This window comes from Jeotgalicoccus sp. FSL K6-3177 (assembly GCF_038050175.1).
In the GTDB taxonomy this organism is placed as follows: domain Bacteria; phylum Bacillota; class Bacilli; order Staphylococcales; family Salinicoccaceae; genus Jeotgalicoccus; species Jeotgalicoccus nanhaiensis.
This window is the reverse complement of record NZ_JBBOSK010000001.1, coordinates 1,579,728-1,601,490: the sequence shown is the minus strand read 5'-3', so window position 1 is coordinate 1,601,490 and position 21,763 is coordinate 1,579,728. Positions and strand designations below refer to the sequence as shown.

Annotated in this window: 18 protein-coding genes; 12 read left to right on the top strand and 6 right to left on the bottom strand. The window is 42.0% G+C overall.

Features of this window, described 5'->3' with window-relative positions; translation table 11 throughout:
* Positions 1–14: 14 nt before the first annotated feature.
* The 6 genes from ytpR (at position 15) to ccpA (ending at position 5,789) form a co-directional block, all read left to right on the top strand.
* Positions 15–599: a YtpR family tRNA-binding protein gene (gene ytpR / locus MHH58_RS07930; RefSeq protein ID WP_341345561.1), complete on the top strand. Its 585-nt coding sequence runs from the start codon at positions 15–17 to the stop codon at positions 597–599.
* A gap of 12 nt (positions 600–611) precedes the next feature.
* A complete protein-coding gene (locus tag MHH58_RS07925) occupies positions 612–2,297 on the top strand; it encodes a DNA translocase FtsK (protein WP_341345560.1) in 1,686 nt (561 codons plus the stop codon).
* 15 nt (positions 2,298–2,312) lie between these two features.
* The gene (murC, locus tag MHH58_RS07920; RefSeq protein WP_135098190.1) at positions 2,313–3,614 is read left to right on the top strand and encodes a UDP-N-acetylmuramate--L-alanine ligase; all 1,302 of its coding nucleotides are present in this window, start codon (positions 2,313–2,315) and stop codon (positions 3,612–3,614) included.
* A 94-nt stretch (positions 3,615–3,708) separates the two neighbouring features.
* Positions 3,709–4,182 (top strand): DUF948 domain-containing protein, encoded by a 474-nt coding sequence (locus MHH58_RS07915; RefSeq protein ID WP_135098188.1) that lies wholly within the window; start codon positions 3,709–3,711, stop codon positions 4,180–4,182.
* Positions 4,183–4,216: 34 nt separating this feature from the next.
* Positions 4,217–4,672 carry a YtxH domain-containing protein gene (locus MHH58_RS07910; RefSeq protein WP_115884091.1) on the top strand — a complete coding sequence of 152 codons (456 nt, stop codon included), beginning with the start codon at positions 4,217–4,219 and terminating at the stop codon, positions 4,670–4,672.
* Between the two features lie 127 nt (positions 4,673–4,799).
* Entirely contained in the window at positions 4,800–5,789 is a 990-nt protein-coding gene (ccpA, locus tag MHH58_RS07905; RefSeq protein ID WP_135098185.1) for a catabolite control protein A, read from the top strand.
* A 249-nt stretch (positions 5,790–6,038) separates the two neighbouring features.
* Here ccpA and MHH58_RS07900 read toward each other — a convergent pair whose 3' ends face one another.
* From MHH58_RS07900 to MHH58_RS07890, 3 genes are read right to left on the bottom strand one after another with little or no spacing between them, the layout of a single operon-like run.
* Positions 6,039–7,184, bottom strand: a complete 1,146-nt coding sequence (locus tag MHH58_RS07900; protein WP_341345559.1) for an acetoin utilization protein AcuC — start codon at positions 7,182–7,184, stop codon at positions 6,039–6,041.
* Positions 7,184–7,819 carry a CBS and ACT domain-containing protein gene (locus MHH58_RS07895; RefSeq protein ID WP_135098181.1) on the bottom strand — a complete coding sequence of 212 codons (636 nt, stop codon included), beginning with the start codon at positions 7,817–7,819 and terminating at the stop codon, positions 7,184–7,186. Before MHH58_RS07895 ends, MHH58_RS07900 begins: the two co-directional genes overlap by 1 nt.
* An 18-nt stretch (positions 7,820–7,837) precedes the next feature.
* The gene (locus MHH58_RS07890) at positions 7,838–8,470 is read right to left on the bottom strand and encodes an N-acetyltransferase (RefSeq protein ID WP_445922973.1); all 633 of its coding nucleotides are present in this window, start codon (positions 8,468–8,470) and stop codon (positions 7,838–7,840) included.
* Between the two features lie 218 nt (positions 8,471–8,688).
* On the opposite strand from MHH58_RS07890, the gene acsA reads away from it, so the two are divergent.
* Positions 8,689–10,398, top strand: a complete 1,710-nt coding sequence (acsA, locus tag MHH58_RS07885) for an acetate--CoA ligase (RefSeq protein ID WP_341345557.1) — start codon at positions 8,689–8,691, stop codon at positions 10,396–10,398.
* A 138-nt stretch (positions 10,399–10,536) separates the two neighbouring features.
* Complete coding sequence (locus tag MHH58_RS07880; protein WP_135098177.1) at positions 10,537–12,204, top strand: formate--tetrahydrofolate ligase; 1,668 nt, start codon at positions 10,537–10,539, stop codon at positions 12,202–12,204.
* Positions 12,205–12,365: 161 nt separating this feature from the next.
* Here MHH58_RS07880 and MHH58_RS07875 read toward each other — a convergent pair whose 3' ends face one another.
* The gene (locus MHH58_RS07875; RefSeq protein WP_341345556.1) at positions 12,366–14,900 is read right to left on the bottom strand and encodes a transglycosylase domain-containing protein; all 2,535 of its coding nucleotides are present in this window, start codon (positions 14,898–14,900) and stop codon (positions 12,366–12,368) included.
* 425 nt (positions 14,901–15,325) lie between these two features.
* Here MHH58_RS07875 and tyrS point away from each other — a divergent pair, with 425 nt between their 5' ends.
* Positions 15,326–16,588 (top strand): tyrosine--tRNA ligase, encoded by a 1,263-nt coding sequence (gene tyrS / locus MHH58_RS07870; protein WP_318272316.1) that lies wholly within the window; start codon positions 15,326–15,328, stop codon positions 16,586–16,588.
* 404 nt (positions 16,589–16,992) lie between these two features.
* On the opposite strand, the gene MHH58_RS07865 is transcribed toward tyrS, so the two are convergent.
* Positions 16,993–18,321 (bottom strand): YjiH family protein, encoded by a 1,329-nt coding sequence (locus MHH58_RS07865; RefSeq protein WP_341345555.1) that lies wholly within the window; start codon positions 18,319–18,321, stop codon positions 16,993–16,995.
* Positions 18,322–18,469: 148 nt separating this feature from the next.
* Here MHH58_RS07865 and MHH58_RS07860 point away from each other — a divergent pair, with 148 nt between their 5' ends.
* Positions 18,470–19,417: a dipeptidase gene (locus MHH58_RS07860; RefSeq protein ID WP_341345554.1), complete on the top strand. Its 948-nt coding sequence runs from the start codon at positions 18,470–18,472 to the stop codon at positions 19,415–19,417.
* A gap of 185 nt (positions 19,418–19,602) precedes the next feature.
* Here MHH58_RS07860 and MHH58_RS07855 read toward each other — a convergent pair whose 3' ends face one another.
* Positions 19,603–20,094, bottom strand: a complete 492-nt coding sequence (locus MHH58_RS07855; protein WP_341345553.1) for a hypothetical protein — start codon at positions 20,092–20,094, stop codon at positions 19,603–19,605.
* Positions 20,095–20,209: 115 nt separating this feature from the next.
* Between MHH58_RS07855 and MHH58_RS07850 the strand changes: the two genes are divergently transcribed.
* A complete protein-coding gene (locus MHH58_RS07850) occupies positions 20,210–21,352 on the top strand; it encodes an MFS transporter (protein ID WP_341345552.1) in 1,143 nt (380 codons plus the stop codon).
* A gap of 78 nt (positions 21,353–21,430) precedes the next feature.
* The gene (locus tag MHH58_RS07845) at positions 21,431–21,682 is read left to right on the top strand and encodes a hypothetical protein (RefSeq protein WP_341345551.1); all 252 of its coding nucleotides are present in this window, start codon (positions 21,431–21,433) and stop codon (positions 21,680–21,682) included.
* Positions 21,683–21,763: the final 81 nt, after the last annotated feature.

Here is a 21,763-nt window from a genome sequence, read left to right as displayed (position 1 = left end):
AAGTAGTGAATGATGTGAGACTCACATACAATGAAAACGTTGGAGATGTATTATTTGTAACATTAAGAAAGACGAAGAATGTCTCATATGAACACCATGGCGATATTACTCTGATTAAAGACGGCGATGAAGTCATCGGCCTGAATATTTTCAAGGCAGCGGATAACCTGTCACTTGAAAATACAGACATCAGCGACTATGAAACGATGGTGCCGCGTATTAACGAACTGCTCCAGAAGAATGGTCTTGAAACAATTGAGTTCGATTTGACACCGAAGTTTATCGTCGGCAAAGTAATCGAAAAAGAAGCGCATCCGGATGCGGATAAACTGAAGGTAACAAAAGTGGATGTCGGCACAGAAGTGCTGCAGATTGTCTGCGGCGCGCCGAACGTTGATACGGAACAGAAGGTTGTCGTAGCAAGAGTCGGTGCTGTAATGCCCGGCGGTTTATATATTAAGCCTTCCACTCTCCGGGGTGTGGATTCAAACGGGATGATTTGTTCTAAAAAGGAACTTAACTTAAAAGATGACGGGGTAAAAGGTATCTATGTTTTAGACGGCAGTTACAGCGTCGGCCAGCCGTTCCCGGTCGGATAAAGGTGAGATTAAATGACGAGAAGAAAAAGACGAGAATTTAATAAGGAACGCCACGACAGAGAAGAGAGTAAAGAAGCATTCAAGTTTCCTCTTGATATCGGCAGTCCGGACGATGCGGATAACGAACCTGAAACTCCATTATATTCACCGCCTGCCTATGTCAGACGGCCGCAGCAGGAAACGAAATACAGCACGTCAAAACCGTCGGTAAAACGGCCGACGAGAATGACGATTTCTAAAGCGCGTCAGGTTCCATCGTCAGTTTACGGCTTGAAAAAGCCGGAACGGCCCGAACGGGATGAGCGTGAAATTTACCTTGAAAAATTTAAAAATTATAATTCTGTCATTGTCGATAAAATTGTGCAGGAACGTACCGAACGTGAAAAAAGGAAAGATAAACAGAAGATAAAAGAGCAGCAGCGGCGTACGGAACTTGCTGCGCTTAAAAAGAAACGCGATTCAGAAAGAGCAGGCGGCGCAAAGTCCAGGCAAAAAGTGCCAGCGAGAGAAAAGCAGCATGATACACTGAGTGTACTCGGTTCAAAACAGAACAAGCTGCGCGAAAAACAGCAGGCGGCAAACGGCAAACGAATCGGCCCGAATGCAACGCAGCCGGGTATAAGCATACTCGGAAGTGCTCAGGCAGCTGATTACAAAGAACCGGACAAAGCGCTGTCAGAAAAAATTGACGAAGCATTTGTTAAACTGAATGTGGAAGGCCGTGTCATCAGTTATACTTCAAACGGTATTATCGGCCGCTATGAAGTGAAGCTGAACCGTGCCTTTAGAGTCAGTAATATACCGCGTCTGAATGCAGCTTTGAAAGAAGAACTCAGCCTTAATGAACTGCGTATTATGAGCCCGCTGATCGGCACGTCCAACATTGGTCTCGAAGTTCCGCTTGAAAATCCGCGTCCGATTACTTTCCGCACGCTTTTTGAAGCGAGCAGTCTAAAGCTTCGTAAAAGTGATTACAAATTTGCAGTCGGTAAAACGGTTGACGATAAAATTTTCAGCTATGAATTATCAAAAGCAGGACATATTTTAATTTACGGCAATCAGCCGAATTACGATACGAATGTAATCGACAATATACTGCTGTCGCTGTTAATGAACCACAATTCGAACGATTTAAAAATTGCAATCGCAGCTGAAGATGACAAATATGATGACTATCTCGACGTGCCGCATTCATACAGCAGCAGAGTTTCACCGACAGACAAAGAAGCACTGAAAATGTTTCTGCACGAGCTGAATGAACGCAGTGTGGCGTTCAGAAGGGCACATGTCAGAAATATTCAGAGTTATAACAGCCGCGTGAAATTCGAGTCGAGAAAAGCAACCCTGGTAATTATTATCGATGATCTTGCTGCCTTATTGCAGAATAAAAATCCGGATGCAGTACGCGCGCTGATACAAATTTTAAAACAGGGAAAACCTCTCGGCATTCATGTCATTGCAAACCATATGGATACAAAAATCGATATCCGCTACGAACTTTTGCAGCTGCTGCAGACCAAGATTGCCTTTTGCGATCCGGATAATAACGCAGTCAGCGGCACAGATGAACTGACACAGGGCAATGATGCACTTGCTGTCATTCCTACTTCCAACAAACCGAACCGGATATCAATCGGCACGGTGAACAAAACAGTAAAACAGAGTGTATTTGATCATATAAAATATAATAATCGATGAAAGATTGGTGTAATCGTGAAGAAATATCATTTTATCGGAATAAAGGGTGCGGGAATGAGCGCACTTGCTCAGGTTCTCTATGACATAGGTCATGAAGTGCAGGGTTCTGATATTGAAAACGAAGTATTTACAGAGGGTCCATTGCGTAAAAAGGGAATAAAAATATTGCCTTTTTCCGAAGATAATATCGTCGAAGGCATGACATATATTGCAGGAAATGCATTTAAAGATGACCATCCTGAAATAAAAAAAGCTTATGAAATGGGCTTTGAAGTCATCCGCTATCATGTGTTTTTAGCAGACTTTATGAGCAGCTATATTTCAATCGGCGTTACCGGTTCGCACGGTAAGACATCGACGACAGGTCTTCTTTCGCACGTGATGAACGGAGATGTAGAAACGACGTATCTGATTGGTGACGGCACGGGATTTGGCCTGCCGGACAGTAAGTATTTTACTTTTGAATCATGTGAATATAAACGTCACTTCCTGAGCTACTATCCCGACTATGCAATCATTACAAACATAGATTTTGATCACCCTGATTACTTTAATGATATTTCAGATGTAGTGGACGCATTTAAGGAAATGGCATCGCAGGTGAAGAAATGTGTTATTGCTTACGGCAATGACCCGTATATCGGACAAATTAAAGAACACGTGAAGGATATGCTGACCTACGGTATTGAGAGCGGTGATGATATCATTGCGAAGAATATTAAAGTGACTGAATCCGGCACTGTTTTTGATGTGGAAATTAAAGGTGTTCATTATGATACATTTAAAATTCCGATGTTCGGTGATCACCTCGTCTTAAACTCGCTGGCAGTAATCGGAGTCTCTTATCTCGAAGACCTGGATATCGACTTGATTAAAGAATCATTTTTAAATTATAAAGGTGTAAAACGCCGTTTTTCTGAAACTAAACTTCATAATATGGTAATTGTTGACGATTATGCCCATCACCCAAAAGAAATCGATGCAACACTTGAGACAGCACGTAAAAAATATCCGGATCGTGAAATTATCTCGGTTTTCCAGCCGCATACCTTTTCGCGCACGGAAAAATTCCTGCAGGAATTTGCCGATGTACTGTCAACGTCCGATAAAGCCTATATAGTTGATATCTTTGGCTCAGCTCGTGAAACTGCCGGCAATTTATCGAGCAAGGATCTGGTCGATTTAATACCCGGGGCAGAGCTGCTGACGGAAGCCGACCTCGAACGTCTCGATAAACATGCAGACGGCGTTATTATATTTATGGGTGCAGGAGATATCCAGAAATATGAAAAACGCTTCACTGAACTGCTCTCTTAAAATAACGAAGAGATATATAAAATAAATGTTTATATCATTGTGAATTAGGTTATGATAATTAAGAATACAGAAAAGAAATATTGGAGGCGTTAGAATGGATTGGCAAATAGTTTTATATATTGCCGCGGGTATTGCCGCGATTGCATTTTTAGTACTGTGTATCGCAATTGCAGTTGTACTGTTCTCGGTTAAGAAAAACCTGGACCACGTAGCCAGCACCTTAGATGGACTGGATGGTCAGATTCAGGGAATTACACGCGAGTCAACAGACCTTCTGCACAAATCGAATCGTTTAGTTGAAGATATTCAAGGCAAGTCTGAAAAACTTAATGCTGTAGTGGATGCAGTGCAGGGTGTCGGTTATTCTGTAACCAACTTAAATGATTCTGTCGACCGTGTTACGAATTCAATTACACATAACATTTCTCAAAATGAAGAGAAAATTTCACAGGTTGTACAATGGTCAAACGTTGCTATGGAAATTGCGGATAAATGGCAAATAAGACAGCAGCAGCGCAACAGAGCTTACAATAAAGTGAATGTGGACGGGCAGTCAGAGAATTTATAAGTCTCAATGATTGATCCTGTTTGGAGGTTAAATCATGGAAACGTATAATAGAGACAGACACGTAAAAGGTGTCGAGAGCTACGATGCGCAAGTAGAAACATCGACCGGCCGCGATTTTACGGTAGGTCTCGCATTGGGATTATTCGTCGGCGTTGTCGGCGGTCTGTTTATCGCTCCTAAATCGGGAGATGCTTTAAGAGATGACATTAAGAAGCTCCAGGATTCTGTAGTCAATGAACAGAATGACGGACCTTCAATCTCTGAAAAGCTCGATGAGAAAGTCAGTGATGTTAAACAGATGGTTAAAGACAAGAAAGCTGAAATGGACGAAAAATCGAGAGTTAAGAAACTCGATGACTCAGCAGTCCAGCTTCAGCAGCAGGCAATCCAGGAGGAAGTCGCAGACAGTAATCTGAAGCGGCCGAACGTGGTTGATATGTCGAAATACGCGGAGAAATCCGTTGCAAAGCCCAAAAAATCGGATAAATAATTCAGTCACTCCATGTGACTGAATTTTTTTGTTATAATATTGTTACATATACGGTACCAAAGAAGCCAAAAATTTGGTATTATTGATTAAAACGTTTACATTTTCACATTAGACTCGGAGGGATATTATGACAGTTACTATATATGATGTGGCTAGAGAAGCAAAAGTCTCCATGGCAACAGTTTCTAGAGTCTTAAATGGTAATCCAAACGTCAAACCTGAAACAAGAAAAAAAGTTAAAGATGTTATAGATAGATTGAACTATCGCCCGAATGCGGTGGCAAGAGGACTTGCAAGCAAGAAAACGACGACAGTCGGCGTGATTATTCCGGATATTTCAGATCTTTATTATTCAGCGCTGGCGCGGGGCCTTGAAGACATCGCAGAAATGTATAATTATCAAATTATTATTACGAACACAGATCAGGATCCTAAGAAAGAACGCAATGCCTTTTTAAACCTAGTCAGCAAACAGGTTGACGGCATTATTTTCCTCGGCGGGAAACTGAACAGCGATGTGCTTCAGGATATTGAAACTTCAAGAGTGCCTGTAGTGATTTGCGGATCAGGTGAGGAAGATAATGATATTCCAAACGTTAATATTAATTACTATGAAGCAGCAAAAGAAGTTGCAGGGAAGCTCATCGCTGACGGCACTAAAAATATCTGTTTTGTTACAGCAGGATACTCCCGTTATCAGGAATCACGTATGATTTCAGGCATGAAAGAAGCATATGAAGAAGCGGGATTCAACGGCGACGATTATTTGATGACAGAAGATGCCGGAGATTACGAAAAAGGTAAAGAAATCTTCGGCAAACTGCTCGATAATGAACGCGATGCAGTCATTGTTATCAGTGACGAAGCAGCGATAGGTATACTGCACGGCGGGCATGAACATGGAGTTGCAATGCCTCAGCGTCTGCAGATTATCAGCTGTTCAAATACGCGTCTGGTAACGATGGTGAGACCGAAAATTTCGAGTGTCGCAGTACCATTATATGACCTTGGCGCAGTAGGCATGAGACTGCTGACAAAACTGATGAATGAAGAAGAAGTCGATACTACATCAGTCGAACTGCCTTACAGTATCGATTACCGTACGACCACAAGATAATGAACAAAGAAGAAACCGGAGGACCTCTTGATGAGAAGAGAGCCTCCGGTTTTTTGTTTTGTATGTACTTTGTTAAATCGACAACGTACATGGGATGAGCTGTATGAACGTTGTTAAATCGACAACGTACATAGAAAAAGCTGCATAGACTTTGTGAAAACAACAACGTCCATACAGCTCAAAAACACACCTCAAAATTCACAACCTACCGCATCTTAATGAACTTACCATAAAAAGATAAACACCCGCTCACTGTTCCAGATACATCATAAGCCGGTCGAGCGTACTCTTATTTTTCTCCGCAATCTCAACACGGCGCGGAATATCTGTAAAATCTTCCAGTGTGTCTTCCCACAGCACAGGGAAGTCCACTTGACATTTTTCCTTGTATTTATCGATAAATTTCTCCGGCAGCGGTCCTGACGGAGCATCGATATCTTTCATGGCTAGCCATACCTGGCTCCACATCCGGGGGACAACCTGCCAGATATTGTAACCGCCGCCGCCAACCGCAATCCACTTGCCGTCAGTATACTTATCTGCGAGCCCGCGAACGAAACGCGGTATTTCCTCATATGATCTGGAAGTCAAAGCTAAATGAGTCATCGGGTCCCGGAAGTGCGCATCTACGCCGTTCTGGCTCAGAATAATGTCGGGTTCAAAAATCTGGATTGCCTGTTCAATACTTGTTTTAAAGACTTCGAGAAATGACTCATCTTCAGTAAATGCATCGATGGGCAGATTCATCGTGAAACCGAAGCCTTCTTCTGTACCGCGTTCAGTAGCACTGCCTGTTCCGGGAAATAAATATCTGCCGGTTTCATGAATCGAATATGTCACAATATCGCTCCGGTTGTAGAAGGTCCACTGCACACCGTCACCGTGATGGGCGTCTGTATCGATATACATCACTTTTTTGCCGTATTTTTGGGCGAGGTATTCACACGCAATCGCAGTATCATTATAGACACAGAAGCCGTTCGCCTTGCCGCTGAATCCGTGATGGAGTCCTCCGGCTAGGCTCAAGGCCTTATCGGTCTGTCCGGTCATTACCAGATCGACAGCTGTCAGCGTGGCACCAACGAGAGCCGCACACTTTTCATGCATATCTTTAAAGCTCGGTGTATCTTCCGAATCCAGACCGTACTTCGCCAATTCTTCTTTCGACAGTTCGCCGTGTCCCGCTGCCCGCACCGCTTCGATATAATCACGGGAGTGGACGAGAGCGAGTTCCTCGTCTGTTGCTTTACGCGGTTTAATAATATCCTCATCAGTTAAAAATCCGGCATCCGTTAATAAGTCCGTCGTTAATTTTAAGCGCATCTGATTAAAAGGATGAGTATCGTTAAACCGGTATTTAAGCAGTTCATCGGTATAAACATACAAGGGTTTCATTACGACATCTCGCTTGGATCCAGTACATTAAATCCGGATTCTTTTAATTTTTCTATAGCAATTAACGGATTCATTGCATCGATGCGCAGTACGATAATTTTGTGATCTTTTTTATCTGCATTCGGATAAATTGAAATGCTGACGATTTTAATATTCAGGTCTTTGAATACTTTTCCGATATCAAATATGACTCCCATGCGGTCCTTAATATCAATTTCGATAATAGAACCGGGCTCTTTAATGCCTGTCAGCTCGAGGAAAGTATTAAGCATGTCTTTCTGGGTAACGATACCTACGATTTCTGCCCCGCGCATTACTGGAATTGCTCCAATCGCATAATGATAAAAATCTTTAGCGATTTCTTCGACGAAGTCGAGCGGATGGCAGGTGGTGACCTGCTGGCGCATAATCTTATTCAATTCGAGATCGAGCGATAAATCAGCATCCTTATTTGTAATGGACGGCAAGGCGAGATTCACATCTTTATCGGAAATAATACCTGCCAGACGGTTATTGTCATCCACAATCGGTATATGCCGGATTGATAGGCGGCTCATCAGGTTCATCGCTTCGTGTATCGTATCGTTGATGTGGAGTGTCTCCACGGGAGAAGTCATAATTCTTTCTACTAGCATTTATCATCGCACCTCTCGTTAAATTAAAAAGCGGTTTTTAAAACGGATTTCATCAAATTGCTGCATTTGTCTGTCATTAATATTTTTACCTATACGTGCCATCAGTGTGTTAGCCGGGTGACCTGTAATTTCAGGATCATTTGTCTGGAATACTTCGTAGCCCGCCCGCTGCATCAGACGGATCATAAGATTTTTGTACTCGTAGACATCGAGGCCGCTGTTTTTTAAGTCCCAGTGCCAGTAATATTCTGTCGTAATGATAATATAATTTTCGATAAAATCATCGTAAGTGGACAGTTCCAGCATCTTGCCGGCAAGACCGAGTCCCCGGCAGGGCAGGACGACTTCGACTGCGCCGAGCTCCATAATGAAAGAATGATTCCCATCTGACCAGCGCTCGAGCGGGTCGGGGTGAAGAAATATAATATAGCCGACAATATGCTTATTTATATGACTGACGATAATTCTGCCTTCCGGAAGTTCCGCAATTTCCACGAGCGCCTGAAACTGTTCATCCGGACGTCTGAACGCGGTTAAATTATCGTCAAATGTATACGTTCTTAAAGTGTCGCTGTCAACAGGGCCTTCAATAATGACCATGTCAGATTCTGTTTTAGTTTCCATTTTAAAATAGTGTTTTTGATGCCTCAATGGAACACCCCTTTTAAAAGTAATTAAATGTTATGAAAAAACAAATTCATTATCATTATATATTATCGGCTATTCATACTAAAGTGAAAGCGGTTTTATTTAATAAAAATAAAGAAAATAAAAGAAATCAGGCGTTTTCATAGAATTCTGAACTGTCTTTCAATATAATGGCTATATGAAAGCGAAATCATAAATACAAGCAAGGGGTGTCGTTAAGGATGAAAGTAGAACTTTACGAAGCAACAGATCAACATGCGAACATGCCGAATTACGAAGCGGCAAAAGAAAATTTCTCATGGGAAGAGATTGAAAAAGAATTTTCATGGTACGAAACAGGAAAAGTAAATATGGCTTATGAAGCTATTGATAAACATGTGGACGAAGGATATGGAGATAAGATTGCGCTTCACTATAAGCTGAATGATGATATTCAGTCGTTTACTTTTAAAGAAATGAAAGAGAATTCAAATAAAGCAGCTAACATTTTAAAAGATGCCGGAGTGAAAAAGGGAGACCGCGTATTTATCTTTATGGCACGGTCACCAGAATTATATTTTGCACTGCTCGGCGCTTTAAAAATCGGTGCTGTAGTCGGACCGCTGTTTGAAGCGTTTATGGAGAAAGCGGTCAAAGACAGACTTGAAAACAGTGAAGCATCAACTATTATTACAACGACGGAATTGCTGCCGAGAATTCCCGTTGATGACTTGCCTGATTTAAAAAATATTATCGTTGCAGGTGACGATGCAGAACATCAGTACACTAATTTTAATAAAGAAATGGAAAAAGCATCGAAAGAGTTTGATATTGAGTGGCTGGATAAGGAAGACGGTCTGATTTTACATTATACAAGCGGATCAACAGGGCAGCCGAAAGGTGTACTCCACGCACAGTACGCCATGGTGCAGCAGTATATTTCAGGTAAATACGTGCTCGACTTAAAAGAAGATGATGTCTACTGGTGTACAGCCGACCCGGGCTGGGTAACAGGTACTTCCTACGGAATATTTGCTCCATGGCTGAACCGGACGACTAATGTTATTGTCGGCGGCAGATTCTCTGCAGAATCATGGTACAGTGCTCTCGAACAGCTGAAAGTAACTGTCTGGTACAGTGCACCGACAGCATTCAGAATGCTGATGGGCAGCAGTGACAATGTAGTAGAGAAATATGATTTATCGTCACTGAGACACATACTGTCAGTCGGAGAACCTTTAAACCCTGAAGTTGTTAAATGGGGGATGGAAGTATTTAACCTCCGTATCCACGATACTTGGTGGATGACAGAAACAGGTGCGCATATGATTGTGAATTTCCCTTCTGTGGATATTAAGGGCGGCTCGATGGGTAAACCGCTGCCTGGAATTGAGGCGACCATTGTTGATGATCAGGGCAATGAGCTGCCGCCAAACCGTATGGGGAACCTTGCTCTGAAAGCAGGCTGGCCGGCGATGATGCGTGAAATTTGGAAAAACAAACCGAAGTATGATTCTTACTTTATCGGTGACTGGTATATTTCGGGAGACTCTGCCTACCGTGATGAAGACGGCTACTTCTGGTTCCAGGGACGCGTCGACGATGTCATTATGACAGCGGGCGAGCGTGTCGGTCCATTTGAAATTGAGTCCAAACTTGTCGAACATGAAGCAGTGCAGGAAGCGGGCGTTATCGGTAAGCCGGATCCTGTCAGAGGAGAAATTGTGAAGGCGTTTATCGCGCTTAGAAGCGGTTATGAGCCGACTGACGATTTAAAAGAAGAAATCCGTGTATTCGTAAAAAACGGTCTCGCAGCGCATGCGGCACCGAAAGAAATAGAATTTAAAGACAGTCTGCCGAAAACGCGCAGCGGTAAAATTATGAGACGGGTGCTTAAAGCATGGGAACTCGATTTACCGGCAGGCGACCTGTCATCGATGGACGATGATTAAATTAACAAATTATAAGAAAATTTAAATAGTAATCGAAAAGTAGGCCGTTTACAATGGCCTGCTTTCATTTTTTATGTCATAATGAATAAGAGTTGTGAAATCGTTTTACAACGCAAATTATACTTAGGAGCTGAGAAGATGGCACATTTGACTGACCAAGAAATTGCGTCAAAAGCCTCAATACAACCAATTCAGGAAATTGCTGAAAAAGCAGGAATTCCTGAAGACGCATTAGAAATGTATGGTAAATATAAGGCAAAAGTAGACATCAACCAACTGGAAGGAAACAAGGAAGATTCTAAGATAGTTCTTGTATCCGCGATGAACCCGACACCTGCAGGTGAAGGTAAATCAACAGTAACTGTAGGATTAAGTGATGCTTTTAATAAAATCGGTAAAAAGGTAATGGTTGCTTTACGCGAACCTTCCCTCGGACCTGTAATGGGTGTTAAGGGCGGAGCAACAGGCGGAGGCCATGCACAAGTATTGCCGATGGAAGAAATCAACTTACACTTTAACGGTGATCTACACGCAATTACTGCAGCAAATAACGCACTGAGTGCATTTATTGATAACCATATTCACCAGGGCAATGCATTAAACGTTGATCCGCGCCGTGTAACCTGGAAGCGTGTTATCGACATGAATGACCGTGCGCTTCGTCAAGTTGTTGTCGGTTTGGGCGGACCTACTAGAGGGGTTCCGCGCGAAGATGGATTTGATATTACAGTTGCAAGTGAAATCATGGCTGTCTTATGTTTATCAAACGACATCATCGATCTTAAAGAAAAATTAGCTAAAATTGTATTCGGTTATACTTACGACAAAAAGCCAGTAACAGTTGGAGAGCTTGAAGTTGAAGGTGCTTTGGCACTTCTTCTTAAAGAAGCGATTAAACCTAACCTGGTACAGACTATGGAAGGCACACCTGCCTTAATTCACGGCGGTCCATTCGCTAACATCGCTCACGGCTGTAACTCAATTATTGCAACAAACACAGCAAGACAGCTTGCTGATATCGTTGTAACAGAGTGCGGATTCGGTTCTGACCTCGGCGGTGAGAAATTCATGGATATTAAAGCACGCATGGGCGGCTTTAAGCCGGATGCTATCGTTTTAGTTGCAACAATCCGTGCACTTAAGATGAACGGCGGCGTCGCTAAAGCTGACTTAGGCGAAGCTAATGTTGACGCACTTAAAGAGGGTGTTGTGAACTTAGGCAAACACATCGAAAACGCTCGTAAATTCGGCGTTGAGCCGGTAATTGCTTTAAACGACTTTGTAACTGACACTGATGAAGAAAGAAACTTCGTTCTTGACTGGTGTAAAGAACAGGGCGTACGCGTTGCCTTAACACAAGTATGGGAAAAAGGCGGAGAAGGCGGCGTTGACTTAGCTAACGAAGTATTAGCAGCAGTTGAAGCTGGAAACGACTTCCACCACCTGTATGAAGATGAACTGCCAATCGCTGACAAGATTGAAAAAATTGTTACAGAAGTATACGGCGGAGACGGTGTTATCTTAACGGATAAAGCTAAAAAACAAATTGCTGATATCGAAGCTAACGGCTGGGGCAACTTCCCGGTATGTATGGCTAAGACTCAGTACTCTTTATCAGACGACCCTAAAAAACTTGGACGTCCGACAGGTTTCAATGTAACTGTCCGTGAAGTTATCGCCAAAGCAGGTGCAGGATTTGTTGTAGCACTGACAGGTGATATCATGACTATGCCTGGACTTCCTAAAGTACCATCAGCTGTGAAGATGGACGTAAATGCTGACGGATCTTCAACTGGATTATTCTAAAACTGAATTAAAATGATAAAAGCCCAAAATCTTCGAATTTTGGGCTTTTTGTGTTTGGTTTTGGGATGTTAGATGTTTGAATGACAACGCCGCTCATATCTCAACTAAAACACCTATCTGCACAAAAAAACACCTCCACATGTGGAGGTGTTCCTGGTAAATTAATCATCGTCATCGTCGTCATCATCATCAGATGAGGAACTCGAACTACTTGAGCTGCTCGATGATCTGCCGCCGACTGTATATCTGTCGTCATATGTCCGCGTGACACGTCCTCTTAAGTCACTGTTAGAAAGACTGCTGTCAATCGCTGCACCCATACGGGACTGGATTGCAGGGTCGCTTAGCGAACTCTTATCTGAGAACTGTGTGTCTTCTGCGATTAATCCTGTAATAGCTCTATCCATGCTGCTTGAGCAGTCATCTTCAAGTTCCATCGTCAGGGCACAGAATTCTTCTTCTCTGACTGAGGAAGGCTGCTGGAATTCTTCGTATGCACCAAGCTGTTCCGGTGCAACGTTTGTTAAGGCCTGCGCCATATTTCTCCAATTATACAGATGGTAGTACTGCTCAGCATCCGTACTGTAAACTTGAGGAATATTCCGGTCATAGCCCATCCAGATACCAAGTGTTACTTTCGGGTTAAATCCAATCATCCATGAATCGACGAATTGTTCAGATGTACCGGTTTTCGCTGACCAGTCATATACGCCCTGTACTGATTCATAATAATCTTTAATGTGATAAACAGATCCGGTCACAAACGATTCTTTAAGCATATCAGCCATTAAGAACGATGTTGAATCTTTGAATACTCTTGTCGGATCCTGCTGCTGTTCGTAGATCACTTCACCGCTCGGATTTGTAATAGATTCAATCATATAGCTCTCCGTCATTTCACCTTCGTTGCCGAAGACAGAAAATGCATCGACGTTTTCTACAACTGATACATCATTCGTACCGAGCGGTAGTGAAGTCGTACTGAGCAGTTCATCAGACACGTTCAGATTCATCTGTTCTAAATACTGTCCCGGATTATGATTTTGAACTTCGGACCATAATCGGAGCGTACTCAAGTTATACGAGTTGCTGAGTGCGTGTTTTGCTGATACGAGACCATATTCTTCAGTAGAATAGTTTTTTGGTTCATAGCCGTTAAAATTGAACTCTTTATCCAGCAGTACCGTATCCGGAACTATCAGCCCCTGATCGATAGCGGGAGCATAAGTGCTCAGCGGTTTCATAGTTGAACCTGCCTGGCGTTCTGTCTGAGTTGCATGGTTGATTTCAGATTCTTCGTAATCACGTCCGCCGACAAAACCGAGTATTTTTCCGGTAGCATTGTCTTTTAAGACCATGCCGACTTCGTGGTCGAGCATAGTTTCCTCTTCGCCTTCAGTTGCGTTCAGTGCATCAAGGCTGCTGCGCTCTCCGTAGTAGCTGAAGCTGTTATCTTTCGTTTCCTGCATCGTGTCGTAAATTGTCTTATCGATTGTCGTTTCAATCTGGTAACCTTCATTACGCATTGCTTCGTTCGCTTTCTGCGTATATTCCTGATTGATTAACGGCGTTGAATCGACATCTTCACGGCTGATGCCTTCTTCTTCTGCGAGAATATATTTAATAATCTCGACACCGCGGCGTTCTACTTCATCTGTTAAGAACGGATAATTCTGATTTGGTACGACAACACTTGAAGCCATATTTTCATATATATCAAACGAGAGCGCCTGATCGTATTCTTCCTGTGTAATCGCGCCTTCAGTCAGCATTCTTGAAAGTACAAATTCCTGGCGATTTTTACCCGCTGCAAGTAATTCTTCTTCTTTCATAGAACCGTCCTGGTTAAATGGTGTATATGCGTAAGGGTTTTGAGGCAGTCCTGCTAAAAATGCACTTTCAGCAATGTTCAGTTCTGCTGCAGGCTTGCCGAAAACACCCTGTGCGGCAGATTCAATACCTGCGATATTTTGTCCGTTGGCATTACGGCCAAACGATACTGCGTTTAAGTATGCTTCCATAATTTCTTCTTTGGACATTATATTTTCTACCCGGAATGCAAGCAGTAATTCTGCTGCTTTACGGTCGAATGTCGGATCGTTGGTCAGCATCTGATTTTTAACCAGCTGCTGTGTAATCGTACTTCCGCCCGAACTTTCTTCGCCGCCTGCAACCTGCTGCAGTGATGCGCGGAGAAATGCTTTAGGTACGACACCGTTATGTTCGTAAAAGTGTTCATCCTCAGTAGAAATTAATGCATTTGTGACGTTCTCAGAGATGTCATCATAATCGACGGTTTCTCGGATCAGGTCGGATCTCAAGGTTCCGAGCTCTTCGCCGGAGCCGAATGTTACAGTCGTACTTTCAGTCATTTCGGTAAGGTCAGTTAAAATTTCTTCTTCAGCCAGCACATCCTCATCCGAGACGAGTGCTGCGAAGTAGCCGAGACCGATGCTGAAAAGGAATATTCCGAGCAGGGTGAATGCTAATAGTAAAAATAAAACTACATTCCATATAGTGTCATATGCTGTAAAAAATGACACCCTGAGCGGGGAACCTGCTTTTTTAAAGCGGGCGACTGTATTATGATACTTGTCCTTCGCAGTTGCTCCATGAACTTTGTCTTTCTTTTTGTCAGGATCTTTACGCGAGAACATCTTTTTTATATTATCAATAAAGTCATTTTTCTTTTCCATGCCTACCTCCTGTTAAAAAGATTATATCATATGTTCTTCTTACACTCATAGTGATAAAAGCCCGTGTAAACATATTGTAAATCAACCCTGTAATCGTATCTCAAAACTGTTGAATGTCAAATGAAAAGTACGCAAAAAGGAATGCAAACTTGACTTTTAATTATACTGCTAATATACTTAGATAAAATTTAATGAATAATTTGAACGATGAGAGAAGTAGTATTTTTATTTGATTCAGAGAGCCGGCGGGTGGTGCGAGCAGGTGATGATAATTTTACGAATACACTCATTGTAAAAGTTCAAATCGTAATAGAAAACGTAAATTCTAATTTAGAGATAAATTGTTTGGTGGTACCGTGTAAAGCACCCATACTGTATAAGTATGGGTGCTTTTTTTATTCATTAAAATAACATTATTGGAGGAAATTATGACTACATTATTGGAAGATTTGCAATACCGCGGCATTGTATATCAGATGACTGACGAAGAAGAAATTAATGACATGCTCGAACAGGAGAGAATTTCCCTGTACTGCGGGGCGGATCCGACAGCGGACAGCCTGCATATCGGTCACTTAGTACCGTTTTTAACATTGCGCAGATTCCAGCAGTACGGTCATCGTCCGGTAGTTTTAATCGGCGGCGGAACAGGAATGATTGGCGACCCTTCATTTAAAGCAGATGAGCGTAAATTGCTGACAGAAGACGAAGTGGATGCGAACGTCGAAGCGATTAAACGCCAGATGGAAAACATTTTTGATTTCAGCGATGAGAATGCGGCAGTACTTGTTAATAATAAAGACTGGCTCAAAGATATCAGCCTGATTTCATTTTTACGCGATTACGGCAAGCATGTCGGCTTGAACTACATGCTGTCAAAAGATGCGATTCAATCCCGTCTTGAAACAGGAATTTCTTACACTGAATTTACGTACACTATTTTACAGGCAATCGATTACGGGCATCTAAATAAAAATTTCGATGTCAGAATTCAAATCGGCGGCTCTGACCAGTGGGGGAATATTACAAGCGGCCTTGAGTTAATGCGCAGAATGTACGGTACAACGAACGCTGAAGGTTTAACAATTCCGCTGATCACAAAAGCGGACGGCAAAAAATTCGGCAAGACTGAATCAGGCAATATCTGGCTCGACAGAAAACGTACTTCACCTTATGAGTTCTACCAGTTCTGGCTGAATCAGAGTGATGAAGATGTTATCAAATTCCTTAAATTATTTACTTTCGTTGAACGTGAAGAAATTGAAGAGCTTGCCGTTTCAGTTGCAGAAGAGCCGCATTTAAGAAAAGCCCAGAAGCGCCTTGCAGATGAAATCACTGAATTCATCCACGGCAGCGAAGGACTGGAAGAAGCTAAAAAAGTAACGGAAGCTTTATTCAGCGGCGACATTAAATCACTTGATGCTGCACAGATCAAAGACGCATTGAAAGATGCACCGTCAGCAGAAGTTGATGCCGAAGATAATACTCTTGTCAACGTGCTTGTCAACGCACAAGTTTCCCCGTCAAGACGCCAGGCAAGGGAAGATATTACGAATGGCGCGATTTATATCAATGGCGAGAGAATGCAGGACGTCAACCACAAAATTACTGAAGAAGATAAAATTAACGGTGACTTCACCGTCTTCCGCCGCGGCAAGAAAAAATACACTATTGTTAATTATAAATAGGTTAGTAAATCAGCAGCAGAAGCTCATTAATTCTGCTGCTGATTTTTGATTTTGCACAGAGTGAGGGTGCCGGATCCATATGAAATCCTGTCATACCAGTCCTGAGAGTGTCGGATACATATGAAACCCGATCATGCCAATCCCGAGAGTGTCGGATACATATGAAACCCGATCATGCCAATCCCGAGAGTCTCGGAAACATATGAGATTCTGTCATGCCAGTCCTGAGAGTGTCGGAAACATATGAGATTCTGTCATGTCAATCCTGAGAGTGTCGGAAACATATGAAACTCCGTCATACCAGTCCTGAGAGTGTCGGATACATATGAAACCCGATCATGCCAGTCCCAGAATCCCATCTTAAAACTCATAAAAAAAGTTCAGCATCTGCTGAACTTTTTTTATTAGAAAATAATATGTGCTGCAACGATAACAATCGGTAAAGTAATTGCTGTTCTGATTAAGAAAATAACAAATAGTTTTCCGAGTCCTAAAGGAATTTTCGAACCGAGTATCACGCCTCCGACTTCGGATAAGTAAATGAGCTGAGTAATACTCATTGCTCCGACGATAAAGCGCGTCATTTCACTTTGAACACTTTCAATTAAAATGGCTGGCAGGAACATATCTGTAAAACCGATAAACATAGTTTCACTCATTGCCTGTGCTTCAGGAATGCCAACGAGTTCAAGCAGCGGCACGAACGGTGCTCCGATCCAGGAGAATATTGGTGTATACTCTGCAAGTATTGTCCCGAGCGTACCGATAGCCATAACAATCGGAAGAACACCGAACCATGTATCAAATACTGTTTTGATACCTTCTTTAATCAATGGAAGAGGGCCGGGCGATGCTTCTGCTTTGTCCATCGCTTTTTTATAGCCCCATGACAAAGGATTATGGCTGTCCGGAACTGTCTCTTCGAGGACCGAACCTTCGTTGTAATAAGTATCTTCAATTCTGGATAAGGGCGGGATGCGCGGCATAATAAGTGCTGCAATAATACCGCTGACTATAATCGTTATGTAAAAAGGACCGAACATATGCATTAATCCGATTAAGTCCAGAATAACGATTGTAAATGTAATCGATACTACCGAGAAAGTTGATGCAATAACACTGGCTTCGCGTTTCGAGTAATACCCATCTTCGTACTGTTTACTTGTTAAAATAACACCGACAGTACCATCGCCGACCCATGAAGCAAGGTTATCGACAGTTGAGCGTCCCGGCAGAGTGAAGAGCGGACGCATAACTTTAGCAAATAGTGTACCGATAAATTCCAACAGACCGTAATTCAGAAGAAGCGGCAGGAAGAACCCGGCAATAATGAAGACCGTGAACAGTGTCGGCAGCAGATCGTTTAAAATCATTCCGCCGGTATTTTCTGAAATGATCATTTCAGAGCCGACCTGTATATAAGCAAGCACAGCAAAAACTGCGCCGATTGTTCTGAGAATTACCCAGAAGTTCGTTGTGTTAAATACGTCATGCATAAATCCGGATCCGGATTTAATAATCCAACTGTATATAATACTGAGCAGTGCAGACAAGACGATTGCTGCCACCGTTAAAAGTATTATCATATCAAGTGTGATAAAATTTATGATAACATCTGCGAGAAAAGCAACGGGAACCGTAGTTTCACCATCGATCTTCAGCGGTACCAGGAACATAAAGATACCGATGACAGAAGGAATGAAGAACTTTAAAAATGTAGTAAAACGCGACATAGCATACCCTCTTTTTATTAGTAATTTAAGTAATTTCATTAATGTACTAAATAATTATACAATAAAATGAATAATAGTAAAGTAGAAAACGTTTTCATATGTATTTAATTCTATTATAATGGACATAGAGAGAAAAGGGGAGATAATTATGAATATTATTGATACACATTGTGATGCACTGCTGAAATTACAAGGCGATGCAAGAGCGGCTCACGGGTATTTTCAAAAGAACAGAACGTTGAATTATTTAAATTCGGACGAACTTGATACGAACATGGAGCGGAGAATTGAAGGACAGGTGAAAGTGCAGTTTTACGCAATATTCATTTCTCCCGGCATACCTGATAATGAAAAATGGCAGCATGCACTCGAACAAATTGATGCGTTTTACGAAGAAGTGCTGACGATGGACAATATGGTGCATATTAAACAGCTGTCGGATATCAAAACTTTAAAAAATCATGAATACGGCGCAGTGCTGACACTGGAAGGCTCTGATGCTTTCGGTAATGATTTAATGAAACTGCGCACCTTATTCAGATTGGGTGTTCTGTCAGTGGGGCTTGTATGGAATAACGGCAACCTGGCAGCGGACGGAGTAGGAGAAACACGCGGTACGGGATTAAGTGAATTCGGATTCAAAGTGGTTGAAGAATGTAACAAGCATAATGTCTTAATCGATGTCAGTCATTTGAATGTTCACGGCTTTGAAGATGTAATTGAACATGGGAAATATGTATTTGCGAGCCACTCCAATGCCTGGAGCATTCATAATCATGCGAGAAATCTGCACGATGAGCAGATTATTAAGCTTATTAAAAAAGGCGGCATGATTAATATCGTTTTCTGTCCGCCGTTTATCGGAGAAGGAAAAGTGACTCTGGAAAATCTGTTAAGACATGTCGATAAAATTATCGAGCTCGGCGGAGAAGAAAATATTGGTCTCGGTTCTGATTTTGATGGTATCACTGAATTTGTAGAAGGCTTGGAAGATGCTTCTGAATACGGTAATTTAATAGAAGCTTTACGTTCAAAATACGGCGAGGAATTTACAGAAAGAATCGCTTCACGAAACTTTGTAGAACGTTTTTGTTAAAAATAGGCAGGGACAAAAGCTCATAGAAGGTAGTATTTTTAATGAAATATAAATAAAATCCGTACGTTAGACTTCTTGGGGAATAGCCTCATCGTAAGACTACAGGCTTACGCGATGCCCCAGGAAAGCTGACGTACGGATTATTTGTTCTAGAGACATTGATGTTCAAATCTCGATTTTGTATATTATTCCTCTTCATTTTCTCCGATGAGTTCATGGACATGGGTTCTTGCTGCCTGCATAGCGTCTTCCTGCTCGCTTATTTTATCCATTTCTTCATTTAAAGTTCCGTCAATGGACTCGTCGCCGAGGGGATTAACGAAAAAGAACTCTTCATTGAAACTCGAGTATAATCCCATTAAATCTTCAACCTCATTTAAATAATCAATCATCGCATCTTGAACTTCGATATGATTTTCATCAGCGAGTGTGTAATTGGAGACCGTCTGGCGGAAGTCGCTAATCCTTGGAATAATATCCTCATTTATATTTTGCAGAGCTTTTTCCCGGTTCGAATCACTGCTGATATTTTGTGCTGTTTCATCGAGCATCGTATTAAGCTCACTGTCATTACGTTCAAAAGCACTAAGCATCTGTGTATAGTTTTCTTTAGATTCACTGCTGCACGCACCGAGGAACAGTACGATAAATGGCACTAAAAACATTATTTTCCTCATATTTACACCTCATAAATTAGTTAAACACAAAAAGACATTTGAAACGTTTATACTTTATTGTATAATAATCAGGTTGCCTTTTTAAACTATATTATATTAAATGTGGGGAAAACATATGAATAAAAAGTTAATCGTTACCTTTACAGTAGGAATATTCCTGCTCGGAATGATGGAATTAATCGTTTCCGGAATTTTGGAGCTGATGAGTAATGACCTCGGAATCAGCCATGCTTTAACAGGTCAGCTGATTACCGTATATGCGGTCAGCTTTGCTTTGTTTGGGCCGCTGTTAATACGCCTGACTGAAAATATATCACCGAAAATTGTTGTGCTGCTTTCATTGACAGTATTCATTGTAGGTAATATTGTGTTCGGTCTGGCTGACTCATTTTTAACATTATCACTCGGCCGTGTGATTACAGCCATGGCTGCTGCAGTATTTATCGTAAAAATACTTGATATGACAGTAGTGCTGTCGGAACCGCATATCCGCGGGAAAATGCTTGCACTTGTTTACATGGGATTCAGTGCGGCAAACGTGTTCGGTATACCGATCGGCACGATTATCGGTGCGCAGTTCGGCTGGAGAGTTATCTTCGGCATCGTTATTGTGCTCGCCATCTTAGTCGGGCTCGGCGTGCTGTTTTTCGTCCGTCCGGAAGCTCTCGCTGATGACACTCCTGCAGGTGTGCAGAAGAGCAGAATTAAATCTAAAAAGAATGTGGCGCTGTATATTACGGTGACACTTGCGGTTTTAATCGGAAACTATATTATTCTCGGCTATATTTCGCCGCTTATGACGTCACACGGATTTACTCTTGAAAATGTTTCATTCGCTCTGTTAATTACCGGTATCGGCGGTATGACAGGAACATATCTCGGCGGTAACTTAATCGATAAAATCGGTCCGAAGAAAACCGTGATGATTATGATGTCTCTCTTCCTTGTTAGTCTCGCAGTAATGCCGTTTCTTTACGGCACGCCGGTCCTGTTCTATATCAATATGTTTGCCTGGAGTCTTTTCCAGTGGGCGACATCACCTGCGGTACAAGGCGGGCTTGTTGAAAATGTTGAAGGTTCAAGCTCGAACGTGTTCAGCTGGAATATGTCGGCACTTAACCTCGGAATCGGTGTCGGTGCTGTAATCGGAGGGCTGTTTATCAGCAACTTCGACATCAGCTACGGTCCGTGGCTTGGATTTGTTATTGTACTTTGCGGACTGATTGCTGCAACACAAATTAAACCGCAGACTGTGTAAATTCTTGAATAATAAAGTAAATCCATTATAATTAAATAACGATAAGAGGGAGCGGTTAATGTGTTAATGCGTTTAGTTATGATAGTCTTAGCCAGCGTCGCATCGATTTTTGTTATTAATTATACAGGGATTTATATACTGGATTATACATGGCAGAACATACTGTATGGTGCACTGATCATTATCGGCATCATGATTTTATATAAAATACTGACTAAGTTTTTAAAACTGTTTTTATTTGTAGTAATAGTGGTACCGGTGCTCGGTATTTGTTTCTATTATATATATTCATACATTACAGGTGAGCCGCCAGCATTTATGCAGTTCTGATACGGTGCCCGGAAATCTTAATTAAGATTTCCGGGTTTTTTTGCGGCCGTTCTTATATTCTGCCTTCTAATCCGGCTTCTG

Excerpts from the sequence above, each read along its gene's own strand:
- MHH58_RS07925 (WP_341345560.1), top strand. The coding sequence starts at position 612 with ATGACGAGAAGAAAAAGACGAGAATTTAATAAGGAACGCCACGACAGA.
- MHH58_RS07915 (WP_135098188.1), top strand. The coding sequence starts at position 3,709 with ATGGATTGGCAAATAGTTTTATATATTGCCGCGGGTATTGCCGCGATT.
- MHH58_RS07910 (WP_115884091.1), top strand. The coding sequence starts at position 4,217 with ATGGAAACGTATAATAGAGACAGACACGTAAAAGGTGTCGAGAGCTAC.
- ccpA (WP_135098185.1), top strand. The coding sequence starts at position 4,800 with ATGACAGTTACTATATATGATGTGGCTAGAGAAGCAAAAGTCTCCATG.
- MHH58_RS07900 (WP_341345559.1), bottom strand. The coding sequence starts at position 7,184 with ATGAAACCCTTGTATGTTTATACCGATGAACTGCTTAAATACCGGTTT.
- MHH58_RS07895 (WP_135098181.1), bottom strand. The coding sequence starts at position 7,819 with ATGCTAGTAGAAAGAATTATGACTTCTCCCGTGGAGACACTCCACATC.
- acsA (WP_341345557.1), top strand. The coding sequence starts at position 8,689 with ATGAAAGTAGAACTTTACGAAGCAACAGATCAACATGCGAACATGCCG.
- MHH58_RS07880 (WP_135098177.1), top strand. The coding sequence starts at position 10,537 with ATGGCACATTTGACTGACCAAGAAATTGCGTCAAAAGCCTCAATACAA.
- MHH58_RS07875 (WP_341345556.1), bottom strand. The coding sequence starts at position 14,900 with ATGGAAAAGAAAAATGACTTTATTGATAATATAAAAAAGATGTTCTCG.
- MHH58_RS07865 (WP_341345555.1), bottom strand. The coding sequence starts at position 18,321 with ATGTCGCGTTTTACTACATTTTTAAAGTTCTTCATTCCTTCTGTCATC.
- MHH58_RS07860 (WP_341345554.1), top strand. The coding sequence starts at position 18,470 with ATGAATATTATTGATACACATTGTGATGCACTGCTGAAATTACAAGGC.
- MHH58_RS07855 (WP_341345553.1), bottom strand. The coding sequence starts at position 20,094 with ATGAGGAAAATAATGTTTTTAGTGCCATTTATCGTACTGTTCCTCGGT.
- MHH58_RS07850 (WP_341345552.1), top strand. The coding sequence starts at position 20,210 with ATGAATAAAAAGTTAATCGTTACCTTTACAGTAGGAATATTCCTGCTC.
- MHH58_RS07845 (WP_341345551.1), top strand. The coding sequence starts at position 21,431 with ATGATAGTCTTAGCCAGCGTCGCATCGATTTTTGTTATTAATTATACA.